Consider the following 12,041-nt stretch of genomic DNA (forward strand, 5'->3'; position numbering starts at 1 on the left):
GCGGACCGGATTGCGTCCGGTTCAGCGAAAGTCGATGGTGAGGACCGGCGCGCTCGTGGGACCCGGTGACCCACCGGCGGGCTCGACGGTGAGGATCGCCTCACCGACTCCCGCGATCCCGTGCGCCAGCAACGACGTCACCTCGCTCGCCGGACGCACCGTTCCCGCCGGCCGCGGGCCGTGGGCGTCCACCAGCCACAGCTGGTAGACCCGGTCGCGCGGCAACGCCCGCAGGCCGTCGGCCAGGAGCAGCATCTCGTCGCGGCTGGGCGACATCGCCGCGGTGCCCGCCGGATCCCGTCCCGTGACGAGCCGGAGGTCCGGCGCCGCCAGCAGATCTCCGACCCTGGTGTGCGGGGACGCGGCCACGGGGGCGATCGTCGACGTCGTCAGCGCGCCGTGCACACCCGCCACCGCGGCGGCCGCCACGCAGGCGGCCGCGACGAGAGCTGCCGCACGCCGGAAGCCTTGGCGTCGCGAGAGATCCGTCGTGATCTCCGAGTTCGGTGGCGCCTGCCGGACGAGCCGGGCCGCGCCGAGGACCTGTGGCCGCAACGAGAGCGGGAACACGCGTTCGGCGGCGGCACCGAGCCGGGCCGCGGTCTCCCGCAGGCCGGCCAGTTCGTCCGTGCAGGGGCGGCACCTGTCCAGGTGCGCCTCGAACGCGTCCCGCTCGGCGTCGGGCAGCGCGCCGAGTGCGTGAGCACCGGTCAGCAGGTGCGGGTTGATCGCACGCATCGTTCCCGGTTTCACTTGGGGACTTCGAAGCCGTCCGATGAGCGGATTGCCCCAGGTGATCGCGTTCTGCCCGGAGAACGCCGAAAGGCCGCCCCGGAGCGCGGTCGGGGCGGCCTTTCGCGAGCGGTGGGTCAGAGGCTCAGGTCGAGGTCGTTCAGCACGCCGCCGACGTTGACGTCACCGAGCTCGCCGGAGATGTCGCCGATCTTGCCGATGTCACCGACGTGGCCGACACCGGTCAGGTCGCCGACGTTGCCCACGTGGGAGACGACGTCGCCGACGTTGCCCACGACGTCGCCGACGTTGCCGACGTGGTCGAGCGACAGGTCGTTGCCGGTCACGTTGCCGATGGCGGAGGTGACGTCACCGCTGAGCACGTCGTTCACGCCCAGGTCACCGGTGTGCAGGGTGTTCGTGACGTCGCCGACGACGTCCGTGACCTGCGTGGTGTCGAGCACGTCGGTGCCGTTGGTGATGTCGCCGACGGTGTTGGTGACGTCGAGGTCGGTGACGGTCTTGGTGACGTCGGTGATCTCGGTCTTGCCGACGACGTCCAGCGCGCTCGACGGGTCGCTGAGCACGTCGAAGCCGGTCGTGACGCCGTGCACGGCGGCGGTGAGGCCCGAGACGGCACCGAGGACGGTGTTGTCGTCGATCTGCTGGCCGACGGTGTTCTGCAGCGTGCTCATCAGGTCGAGCTGCTGGTCGAGGTCCAGGTTCGAGATCGTCGAACCGAAGTCGCCGAGCGAGGTGACCGGGGCGAAGTCGAGCACGAGCGGCAGCAGCTCCTGGATGTCCGCCGGGTGCACGTCACCGAGACCGGCCGCGTCGAGCGAGCCCTGCGGGTCGAGCTGGAAGGCCGACCGGGCGTCCGGGTCGCTCAGCAGGTTGAGGGTGAAGTCGTGCAGCGTCTGCGGCAGGGTCACGTCGAACTCCAGGGTGCGTCGTTGTGCTTGTGCCACTCAAAGCTACGAAGAGCAGGGTGCTCACCACATCGGGTGACATGCCTGGTTCTGTCCGCCGGGGGTTGATCGGGGATCGGCACCACCGCGCGTAGGGGAATAGGGGTGTCTCCCGATCTTGGGGCGTGACCAAACCTGAACGGGTGATGCACCGAAGCACTGAGGTAGAGGTCGGCCACCAGGAGGTTCACGCGCTCATGTCCCCGATGCCGGACTCGCCCTTGTTGCTCGACAGCGGGACCGCTCGGACGCTCGAACGGGCACGCGGCGCGGACCACGTCGTGCTGGTCGGTCCCGCCGGGTGCGGCAAGACCACGGTGCTGCGCACCTTCGGTCAGCCGATCGTCGTCGACGACGGGCACGCGCTCGGGGACGACGAGGTCGGACGCCTGCTGGACGACGTGCACGCCGGGGGCCGGCTCGCTCTCGCCCATCGGCCGTGGCCGGACAACCGGGCGCTGAACCGGCTGATCAGCGAACTTCCCGGTGCCGTGGTCCGGGTGCATCTCCGGCCGTTGACGCGCGGCCACGTCCGTTCCCTCGCCGCGCACCTGCTGGACGCCGAGGTGAGCGAGGAGTTCGCGGCACTCCTGCACGAGCGGACCGGGGGCACGCCGGGGTTCGTGCTGGACGAGCTGTCGCCGGAGCCGCGCAGCGCGTTCGCCCGCCACTTCGACGGCCTCTCCCCGGCAGCGAGCGACCTGCTGCTGGCCCGCGCGCTCGGCGCCCCGTTCGACGTCGGCCTGCTCGCGACCGTGCTCGCGCTGGACCTGCCCGCGGTGTCGGAGTCGATCGAGGCCCTCAGGTCGGCCGGTCTGCTCCAGATCGACGGTGCGCCGCTGCCCGTCGCCGCCGACGCGATCGAGGCGCTCGCCCCGGTGGAGCAACGCGCTGACCTGCTGCGCAAACTCGCTCTCGCCCAGGCCGCACGCGCACGACCGGTGCACGGCTACGCCCGGCTGTTGCTCGAACTCGGCGTGGTGGACCCCGGCCTCGCGGACGTGTTCACCGCCGCGGGCCACGAGGTGATCGACGACGAGCCAGGGCTGGCAGCGCGTCTGTTCACCGCCGCCGGCACCGGTTCGTCCACGCTCCTGGCACGGGCCCGCGCTCTCAGCGGTGACCTGGACGGCGCCGTGGAGGTGGTGGACCTCGAACACGCCGACGCGGACGCGTTGCTGGTCGCCGCGACCGTGCTGACGCTGCGCGGACAGGTGGGCCGCGGCGGCGAACTGCTCCAGCGCTCCGACAACGGCCTCGCCCTGGGCTACGCCGTGACGGGCCTGCTCGGCGCCGGACGCCTGGAGGAGGCCCGCACCGTCCAGCTCGGCACGCAGTCGCAGCCCGCCAGGTCCCTGACCGACACCCTCGGCCACCGGCTGGCAGACGTGGTGCTCGAGACCGTCACCGGACCGCCGATGGCCGCGGTGGCCGCCGCGGTGGCCACGGCCGGGGTGAACCAGGCGGGGTCCAGGGCCTCGGTGCAGCCGGACAGCCCGACCGCGCTCGCCGCGCTGATCTGCGTCCACGCCGGCGAACTGACGGTCGCGAAGTCGTTGCTGGCCAAGGCAGTGCACGGCGACGACGGCAGGGGACTGCACGCGGACCGGCACCGACTGCTGCTCGCGTGCGTCGAGCTCTTCGGCGGGGATGCCGAAGCGGCACAACACCCAGCCCTGCCCCGAGAACCCCGGGAAGCCTTGTTCGCCGCGGCACTGGAACTGGGCATCACCCGCCGCGCCGGTGACCTCCGCGCCCTGCGTTCGGCGTGGGAACCGGCCCAGCAGGCACTGGTCGTGCACCCCGTCGACCTCTACACGCTGATCCCGCTGACCGAGATCGCCGTCGCCGCGGCGAGAATCGGCCAGTTCCACCGAGTCGAGACGCACCTGAACGAGGCGTGGACGCTGCTCGCCAACCTGGGCGACCCTCCACTGTGGTCAGTGCTCCCGCGCTGGAACGCCTTCCACGCCGCCCTTCTCCTAGGCGACCACCCAGCCACGCAACAGCACCTCGCGGCACTGGACGACGCCGCCGACGCGCTCCCGTTCGCCCGCGCACTCGCCACCGCCGCGCACTGCTGGAACCAGGCGGCCCGCGGCGACGTGGACCACACGCGGGTCGAGTCGGCGGCCCAGGAACTGCACGCCCACGGCATGGGCGCGGACGCGGCACGACTGGCCGGACACGCCGCCATGCACACGACGGACCGCAAGGCGATGACCCAGCTGCTGGACGTCGCTCGCCAGTTCCACGGCACCCACGGCCAGGCCGGCGGCGGCGCGGACGTCCTGAGCGACCGCGAGCAGGAGGTCGCCGCACTGGTCCGCGACGGCCTCACCTACCGCGAGGTCGGCGACGCCCTGTTCATCTCGGCCAAGACCGTCGAACACCACGTCACCCGCATCAGGAACAAGCTCGGCGCGAAGAACCGCCGCGAGCTCGAACGAGCGCTCGAAGACATCGACCTGACGTCCGCGAGGTAGTCACTCCATCAGGTGCATCCGGCCCCCGGCACCGATCCGGCCGGGTGTCGCGCACGGATGTCCAGTGCGCGGATCCGCCAGATGCGGTTCAGCCGGCTCGGGACGGCGCCACGCACGTCCCTGTGCGTCCGTGAGCTCGAACCCGGACGCACAGGGACGAACAGCACAGCTCTGTCAGAAGCCGGGAAACACGCGCCGCAGGTCGTCGAGCGTGACAGCGCCCTCGACGGTGACGCCGGCGTCGTGGGGTGCCTTGGGGCGGCCGCTGATCAGGCGGACGAGCGCTTCCTGCGGCCCGTCGAACGTCGCGGAGGGCGACTCGAGGTGGTCCGTCACGGTGACCGCGTCGTCGATCACCAGGCCCCCACCGGGAATCGCGACGGACACGGGGGCCGCGATCTCGGCCGGCTTCGCGAAGAAGCCGAGCAGGAAGCCCATGGGCCCGGCCAGGAGGTCGACGAGCACCGCGGCCGAGTCGGCGTGCACCCCGGCGTCCGGGTCGAACGCCACGCGCACGTCCCACGAGTGGTTGGCCACCTCGTTGAGCCGCATGCCCAGGGCGGTCAGCAGCGGGACCGGCTCCGGCAGGAAGCCGAGGTCGACGGTCAGCGACGAGCGCTGTTCGGGCGTGAGCGCCTCGACCACGTCGAGCCAGCGGCCGTCGTGCTCCAGGAAGCCCTCGGCCTGCGCTCGCGGCGCGGACGCGTCCCAGCGGGCCCAGATCGTCTGGTTGTCCTCGGCCGCCACGGTCTCACCGGCGGCCCGGGCGATCGGCGCGCGGCCGATCTCCGCGCCACTGCCGAGGTGCGACAGAGCCTGGGCGACGGTCCACTCCGCGGCGCCACTGGTGAGCGCCAGCTGCTCGTCGGTGAGGGTGCGGACGAGACCGGCGAGCACGTCGTGCTCGGCACGCAGGGCAGCGATCGTGCGGTCGACGAGTTGAGTCATACCACCCCGCAACTCCTCGGCCCACGCATGTGTTCCACCGACCAACACCACCGGGACCGGCAGAGCGAGATCCGGAACTGCGAAAGGGAGAATTCGGATGAGCATCCGAAAAGCAGAGAAGCAGGCAGAGACGAATCTCTGCCTGCTTCTCTGGAGTACGCCGCCAGGGACTCGAACCCCGGACCCGCTGATTAAGAGTCAGCTGCTCTAACCAACTGAGCTAGCGGCGCTTGTTTGTGTGCCGGAGGCTTGCTCGTTCCGACGTGAAGAACGTTAGCACAGCGCCTCCGCGCCCTCCCAATCGGCTGGTCAGCACGGGTTTGGGGGTGCATCGGCCACGTAACGATCCGGCCACTTGCGCAACTTCGGGCCACCTCCTGTCGTCACCTAGTCGGGGGACGCCAAAACGCCTTCGTGCAGGCAGTCTCGGGAGCGGACACAAGCAGATCGGAAGTACGTCCATGGGGATGTGGAGCAGGCGCGGTCGTGGGGTGGTCGCAGCGGGAATCGCTGTGATGCTGATCGCAGGCTGTTCAGGTGGCGGTGACGTGGCCAGCGGTGCCGGTGGTGAGTCGAGCAGTGCTCCTCCGCCCCCGCCCAAGCCCGTCACGCTGACGCTCGCGCTGAACAACGGCGCGGCCGACGTGATGCCCGGTCTTCCGGTCATCGCGACGGCGGCGGACGGCAAGCTCACCGAGGTCAAGCTGACCAACCCCGACGGCAAGTTCGTCCTGGGCAAGATGAACGACGAGTCCACGCAGTGGACCAACACCGAGCCGCTCGGGTACTCCAAGCAGTACAAGCTGTCCGCCACGGCCACCGGTGCGGACGGTAAGACGGAGACCAAGGAGGCGAGCTTCACCACGGTGAAGCCGCGCACGCTCACCTACGTGTCGACCAACCCCCAGGACGGCACCACGATCGGTGTCGGGCAGCCGCTCGCCTTCTACTTCGACGAGAAGGTGGCCGACAAGGTCGCGGCCGAGAAGATGCTCGAGATCACCACCGAGCCCAAGGTCGAGGGCGCCTTCTACTGGTTCAACGAGAAGGAGGTGCACTGGCGTCCGGAGAAGTTCTGGAAGTCGGGCACCAAGATCACGATGAACATCAAGGTCTACGGCAAGCACATCGGTGACGGCATCTACGGCCAGGAAGACCGCACGATCACCACGACGGTCGGCGACGAGGTCATCCACGAGGCCGACGGCCAGACGCACCAGGTGACCACCAAGGTCAACGGCCAGGTCGTGCGCACCATGCCGACCTCGATGGGCAACGACGCGAACAAGACGCCCACCGGCACGTACGTGCTGATGGAGAAGCACGACCACATGGTCATGGACTCGACGACGTACGGCCTCGCGCTGGAGAACGGCGGCTACAAGACGCCGGTCGACTGGGCGTACCGCATGTCCAACAGCGGCATCTTCTTCCACAGCGCGCCGTGGTCCATCGGCGACCAGGGCCGCCGCAACGTGAGCCACGGCTGCCTCAACCTCTCGCCGGAGAACGCCAAGTGGGTGTACGACAGCAGCAAGCAGGGCGACATCGTCATCGTCACGAACTCCGGCGGCCCGGCGCTCGAGTCGTGGGACGGCTTCGGCGACTGGCAGGTGCCGTGGGCCACGTGGGTCCAGGGCAACCGCTAGAGCACTAGGAGACCGTCACCTGGCCACCCGACACGGCCAGGTGACGGTTCACCTGCACCGCCTCCAGCATCCGCCGGTCGTGCGTCACCAGCAGCAACGTGCCGGGGTAGTTCTCCAGCGCCGACTCCAGCTGCTCGATCGCGGCCAGGTCGAGGTGGTTCGTCGGCTCGTCCAGCACCAGCAGGTTCACCCCGCGGCCCTGCAGCAGCGCGAGCGCCGCCCGCGTCCGCTCACCCGGTGACAGCGACGCCGCCGGCCGCATCACGTGCGCGGCCTTCAGCCCGAACTTCGCGAGCAACGTCCGCACGTCGGCCGGGTTCATCTCCGGCACCGCCTCCTGGAACGCGTCCACGAGCGGCAGATCGCCCAGGAACAGCCCCCGCGCCTGGTCGACCTCGCCCACCACGACGCCGGAACCCAGCGTCGCGTAGCCCGAGGTGAGCTCGACGCGGCCCAGCAACGCGGCCAGCAGCGTCGACTTGCCCGCCCCGTTCGCGCCGGTGATCGCGACCCGGTCCGCCCAGTCGATCTGCAGGTCCACCGGGCCGAGCCGGAAGCCGCCGCGTTCGACCACCGCCGCCCGCAGGGACGCCACGATGGCACCGGAACGCGGGGCCGCGGCGATCTCCATCCGCAGCTCCCACTCCTTGCGGGGCTCCTCGACGACGTCCAGGCGTTCGATCATGCGGTCGGTCTGCCGGGCCTTCGAGGCCTGCTTCTCGGTCGCGTCGGCGCGGAACTTGCGGGCGTTCTTGTCGTTGTCGGTCGCCTTGCGCCGGGCGTTCTTCACGCCCTTGTCCATCCAAGCGCGCTGCATGCGCCCACGGGCTTCCAGCGAAGCCTTGGTGTCCGCGAACTCCTCGTAGTCGTCACGGGCGTGCTGACGGGCCCGCGCGCGCTCTTCGAGGTACGACTCGTAGCCGCCGCCGAAGAGGCGCACGGAGTTCTGGTGCAGGTCGAGCTCCAGCACGCTCGTGACCGTGCGGGCCAGGAACTCGCGGTCGTGCGAGACCAGCACGGTGCCGGCGCGCAGGCCCGTGACGAACTTCTCCAGCCGCTCCAGGCCGTCGAGGTCCAGGTCGTTGGTGGGTTCGTCGAGCAGGAAGATGTCGTAGCGGCTCAGCAGCAACGACGCCATGCCCGCCCGCGCCGCCTGGCCGCCGGACAGCGAGGTCATCAACGCGTCCAGGCCCACCGTGAGCCCGAGGTCCGCCACGACTTCGAGAGAACGTTCCTCCAGGTCCGCACCGCCGAGCGCGAGCCACTGGTCGAGCGCCTCCGAGTAGCCCTCGTCGTTGCCGGCGGTCAGCGCCTCGGTGGCGACGTCGAGAGCCTTCTGGGCCTCCGCGACACCGGTCCGGCGCGCGAGGAAGTCGCGGACGGTCTCGCCTTCGAGCCGTTCCGGTTCCTGCGCGAGGTGCCCGACGTTGGCGGACGGCGGGTTCATCGTCACGCGGCCCGACTCGGCTGGGATCAGCCCGGCCAGGGTCTTGAGCAACGTCGACTTGCCCGCGCCGTTCACGCCGACGAGCCCGATGACGTCGCCGGGAGCGACGACGAGGTTCAGGTCGGAGAACAGGACGCGGTCACCGTGACCGGCGGCGAGGTCCTTGGCGACGAGCGTGGTCATGAAGGCTCCCGTAAACGTGAAGAAAGGCCCCCGCGAGTGCGGAGGCCTTTCGACAAAGGGTGAGTGACGGGACTTGAACCCGCGACACCTGGGATCACAACCCAGTGCTCTACCGGCTGAGCTACACCCACCATTGCCAGTCGTTGACCGGCGAGGAAAGCATAGCAACGGTAGCTACTGATATTGAAATCGGGGGCCTACTTGACGTCCTTCAGCAGCTCAGCGGCCACGGCCTGGGCCTGCTCGGACGACGGGCCGGGCTGCGGAACGAACGCCGTGCGCCGGTAGTACGCGAGCTCCCGGATCGACTCGACGATGTCCGCGAGCGCCCGGTGCGCGAGACCCTTGCCCGGCTGCGCGTAGTAGATGCGCGGGTACCAGCGCCGGCACAGCTCCTTGATCGACGACACGTCGACCATGCGGTAGTGCAGGTGCGCGTCCAGCGCCGGCATGTCGCGGGCGATGAACCCGCGGTCGGTGGCGATGGAGTTGCCGGCCAGGGGAGCGGTCCGCGGGTCGGGGACCCACTCCTTGATGTAGGCCAGCACGGCGGCCTCCGCCTCTTCCATGGAGACGGCGGACGCGCGCACCTCCTCGGTCAGGCCCGACTTGGCATGCATCTCCATGACGACGTCCGGCATCGAGGCGAGCACGTCGTCATCCGCGTGGATCACAATGTCCACGCCGTCGCCGAGCACGTTGAGCTCGGCGTCCGTGACCAGTGCCGCGATCTCGATCAGAGCGTCCTTGCCCAAGTCGAGTCCGGTCATCTCGCAGTCGATCCACACCAGACGATCCATCACGCCCCGAACATTACTGCGCGGAGCGTCAACTTCGAGTGGCGGCGTGCAGCAACCTGGTTACGCTCCCCGTGCATGACGGCTCAAGCTGAGATCGCCGCGGGGTACGCGTCCGAGGGCGCGGCCATCGAGCTCGGCGCCGTGCTGGTCGACGGGACCGTCGAGTCGACCGCGCACGTCCGCATCCCGTTGTCCATGGTCAACCGCCACGGACTTGTCGCAGGCGCAACGGGAACCGGCAAGACCAAGACCCTCCAGCTGCTCGCCGAGCAGCTGTCGAACAACGGCGTCCCGGTGCTGATGGCGGACGTGAAGGGCGACCTGTCCGGTCTGTCCCAGCAGGGTGCCGAGAGCGACCGGACGAAAACCCGCGCGCAGGACACCGGTGATGACTGGCAGTCGACGGCGTTCCCCGTGCAGTTCCTGTCGATCGGTACGGGCGGCATCGGTGTGCCGCTGCGGGCGACGGTCACGAGCTTCGGGCCGATCCTGCTGTCGAAGGTGCTGGGCCTGAACGACACCCAGGAGTCGACGCTCGGCCTGATCTTCCACTGGGCGGACTCGAAAGGCCTGCCGCTGCTCGACACCAAGGACCTGCGCAGCGTCATCCAGCACCTCACCAGCGACGAGGGCAAGGCCGACCTCAAGGGCATCGGCGGTGTCTCGAGCTCCACGGCGGGCGTGATCCTGCGGGCCCTGGTCAACCTGGAGGCGCAGGGCGGCGACCGGTTCTTCGGCGAACCCGAGCTCGACCCGGCCGACCTGATGCGGCAGCGCGACGGCAAGGGCGTAGTGAGCCTGCTGGAGCTGGCCGAGCTGCAGGGCAACCCGGCGCTGTTCTCCACGTTCCTGATGTGGCTGCTGGCGGAGCTCTTCGAGACGCTGCCCGAGGAGGGCGACGTTGAGAAGCCCAAGCTCGTCTTCTTCTTCGACGAGGCGCACCTGCTGTTCTCCAACGCCTCCAAGGCGTTCCTCGACCAGATCACCCAGACCGTGAAGCTCATCCGGTCCAAGGGGATCGGCGTCTTCTTCTGCACGCAGCTGCCGACCGACATCCCGAACGACGTGCTGTCACAGCTCGGTGCCCGCGTCCAGCACGCCCTGCGCGCGTTCACGCCCGACGACCAGAAGGCGTTGGCGCGCACGGTGAAGACGTACCCGACGACGCCGCACTACGACCTGGAGAAGGCTCTCACGTCGCTCGGCATCGGCGAGGCGGTCATCACCGTGCTGAGCGAGAAGGGCGCGCCGACCCCGGTCGCGTGGACCCGGCTGCGGGCGCCGCGCTCGTTGATGGACACGATCGGCAACGACGCGATCAAGCAGGCCGCGTCGTCCAGTGACCTCCACGGCAAGTACTCCGAGACCGTCGACCGTGAGTCGGCCTACGAGCAGCTGATGCAGAAGGTCGCGCCACCGCAGGAAGAACAGCAGCAGGCCCCGGAACCTCCTCGCCGGCAGGAGAAGGAGGAACCGGGGATGGTCGAGAAGGTGCTGGGCAACAGCGCCGTGAAGTCGTTCCTGCGGTCAGCCGGCAGCGCCCTGGCGCGTGAGATCACGCGGGGTCTCTTCGGGACTTCGCGCAAGCGACGCTGACAGCACGGCCGCGCCGATGCAGAGGGCGCCCGCGACGTACCAGGCCAGGTCGTAGCTGCCCAGGTGGTCGCGGGTGAGCCCGGCCGCCGAGGCCGCGATGGCCGCGCCGAGCTGGTGCGACGCGAACACCCAGCCGAACATCACGGGCCCGGACATGCCGAAGTACTGGCGGCACAACGCCACGGTCGGCGGCACCGTCGCGACCCAGTCGAGGCCGTAGAAGATGATGAACACCAGCATCGACGGGTGCGCCGACTCGTCGAACAGCTGGGGCAGCAGCATCAGCGAGAGGCCGCGCAACGCGTAGTAGCCCGCCAGCAGCAGCCGTGAGTCGACGCGGTCGGTCAGCCAGCCGGACGCGATCGTGCCCACGATGTCGAACACGCCGACCAGTGCGAGCAGCCCGGCGGCGGTCGTCGTCGGCATGCCGTGGTCGTGCGCGGCGGGGATGAAGTGCGTGCCCACCAGGCCGTTCGTGGACGCTCCGCAGATCGCGAACCCACCGGCCAGCAGCCAGAACGGCCGGGTCTTCGCGGCGGTGGTCAGCGCGCCGAGAGCACGTCGGGCCGCGCCACCGGTCGGCGGCGGGGGAGTGTCCTCGGTCGCGCCGAGAGGCAGCAGTCCCACGTCTCGCGGGTACTCGCGCAGGAAGAACGCGGCCAGCGGCACGACGGCGAACGCGGCGATGCAGATGACCAGCGACGCGTACCGCCAGCCGTAGGCCCCGGACAGCCACGCCACCAGCGGCAGGAACACGAGCTGCCCGGCCGCGCCACCCGCCGTCAGCACACCCGTGACCAGGCCGCGGTGCTTCACGAACCAGCGTCCGGTGATCGTCGCGACGAACGCCAGCGCCATCGACCCGGTGCCGAGCCCGACCACGACGCCCCACAGCAGGATCAGCTGCCACGACGCGGTCATGAACACCGTGAGCCCGCTGCCGATCGCGACCATCGTCAGCGCGTACGTGACGACGACCCGGACGCCGAACCTGTCCATCAGCGCGGCCGCGAACGGCGCGGTCAGCCCGTACAGCAACAGGTTGATCGAGATGGCGAGCGAGATCGTGCCGGTGCTCCAGCCGAACTCCGCCCGCAGGGGCTCGATCAACGCACCCGGCGCCGCGCGGAACGACGCCGCGCCCACCAGGGCGATGAAGGACACGCCTGCGACAACCCAGGCCCAATGGAGTCTCACGACGACAAGGTTCGGTGAAGGCCGACACTTCAACC

At 69.8% G+C, this 12,041-nt stretch carries 9 protein-coding genes and 2 tRNA genes; 3 read left to right on the top strand and 8 right to left on the bottom strand.

The features are described 5' to 3' along the window. Positions 1-21 precede the first annotated feature (21 nt). Together ACWF7A_RS20575 and ACWF7A_RS20580 are read right to left on the bottom strand one after the other, a co-directional pair. Positions 22-738: an anti-sigma factor gene (locus tag ACWF7A_RS20575; protein ID WP_452252056.1), complete on the bottom strand. Its 717-nt coding sequence runs from the start codon at positions 736-738 to the stop codon at positions 22-24. 131 nt (positions 739-869) lie between these two features. Further along, positions 870-1,664 (bottom strand): IniB N-terminal domain-containing protein, encoded by a 795-nt coding sequence (locus ACWF7A_RS20580; RefSeq protein ID WP_452252057.1) that lies wholly within the window; start codon positions 1,662-1,664, stop codon positions 870-872. 233 nt (positions 1,665-1,897) lie between these two features. Here ACWF7A_RS20580 and ACWF7A_RS20585 point away from each other — a divergent pair, with 233 nt between their 5' ends. Continuing rightward, the gene (locus tag ACWF7A_RS20585; RefSeq protein WP_452252058.1) at positions 1,898-4,186 is read left to right on the top strand and encodes a helix-turn-helix transcriptional regulator; all 2,289 of its coding nucleotides are present in this window, start codon (positions 1,898-1,900) and stop codon (positions 4,184-4,186) included. A gap of 174 nt (positions 4,187-4,360) precedes the next feature. Here the strand turns inward: ACWF7A_RS20585 and ACWF7A_RS20590 are convergent, their stop codons facing one another. Both ACWF7A_RS20590 and ACWF7A_RS20595 read right to left on the bottom strand, forming a co-directional pair. Continuing rightward, entirely contained in the window at positions 4,361-5,134 is a 774-nt protein-coding gene (locus ACWF7A_RS20590; protein WP_452252059.1) for a maleylpyruvate isomerase family mycothiol-dependent enzyme, read from the bottom strand. 156 nt (positions 5,135-5,290) lie between these two features. After that, positions 5,291-5,364 (bottom strand) — tRNA-Lys (locus ACWF7A_RS20595). 285 nt (positions 5,365-5,649) lie between these two features. Here ACWF7A_RS20595 and ACWF7A_RS20600 point away from each other — a divergent pair. Next, positions 5,650-6,783 (top strand): L,D-transpeptidase, encoded by a 1,134-nt coding sequence (locus tag ACWF7A_RS20600; protein ID WP_452252191.1) that lies wholly within the window; start codon positions 5,650-5,652, stop codon positions 6,781-6,783. Between the two features lie 4 nt (positions 6,784-6,787). On the opposite strand, the gene ACWF7A_RS20605 is transcribed toward ACWF7A_RS20600, so the two are convergent. From ACWF7A_RS20605 to orn, 3 genes are all read right to left on the bottom strand, one after another. Next, on the bottom strand, positions 6,788-8,413 hold the full coding sequence (locus ACWF7A_RS20605; protein ID WP_452252060.1) for an ABC-F family ATP-binding cassette domain-containing protein: 1,626 nt from the start codon (positions 8,411-8,413) through the stop codon (positions 6,788-6,790). Between the two features lie 58 nt (positions 8,414-8,471). Next, positions 8,472-8,544: transfer RNA gene (locus ACWF7A_RS20610), tRNA-His, on the bottom strand. 66 nt (positions 8,545-8,610) lie between these two features. Then, on the bottom strand, positions 8,611-9,216 hold the full coding sequence (orn, locus tag ACWF7A_RS20615; RefSeq protein WP_452252061.1) for an oligoribonuclease: 606 nt from the start codon (positions 9,214-9,216) through the stop codon (positions 8,611-8,613). A 72-nt stretch (positions 9,217-9,288) separates the two neighbouring features. Between orn and ACWF7A_RS20620 the strand changes: the two genes are divergently transcribed. After that, entirely contained in the window at positions 9,289-10,809 is a 1,521-nt protein-coding gene (locus ACWF7A_RS20620) for a helicase HerA-like domain-containing protein (protein WP_452252062.1), read from the top strand. Here the strand turns inward: ACWF7A_RS20620 and ACWF7A_RS20625 are convergent. Next, complete coding sequence (locus tag ACWF7A_RS20625; protein ID WP_452252063.1) at positions 10,741-12,006, bottom strand: MFS transporter; 1,266 nt, start codon at positions 12,004-12,006, stop codon at positions 10,741-10,743. The genes ACWF7A_RS20620 and ACWF7A_RS20625 overlap by 69 nt on opposite strands. Positions 12,007-12,041: the final 35 nt, after the last annotated feature.

The organism is Lentzea sp. NPDC055074 (assembly GCF_053608005.1).

What these genes read in the sequence shown, in the direction of transcription:
- ACWF7A_RS20605 (WP_452252060.1), bottom strand. Translation starts at nt 8,413, where the DNA reads ATGACCACGCTCGTCGCCAAGGACCTCGCCGCCGGTCACGGTGACCGC.
- ACWF7A_RS20585 (WP_452252058.1), top strand. Translation starts at nt 1,898, where the DNA reads ATGTCCCCGATGCCGGACTCGCCCTTGTTGCTCGACAGCGGGACCGCT.
- ACWF7A_RS20620 (WP_452252062.1), top strand. Translation starts at nt 9,289, where the DNA reads ATGACGGCTCAAGCTGAGATCGCCGCGGGGTACGCGTCCGAGGGCGCG.
- ACWF7A_RS20575 (WP_452252056.1), bottom strand. Translation starts at nt 738, where the DNA reads ATGCGTGCGATCAACCCGCACCTGCTGACCGGTGCTCACGCACTCGGC.
- ACWF7A_RS20590 (WP_452252059.1), bottom strand. Translation starts at nt 5,134, where the DNA reads ATGACTCAACTCGTCGACCGCACGATCGCTGCCCTGCGTGCCGAGCAC.
- ACWF7A_RS20600 (WP_452252191.1), top strand. Translation starts at nt 5,650, where the DNA reads ATGCTGATCGCAGGCTGTTCAGGTGGCGGTGACGTGGCCAGCGGTGCC.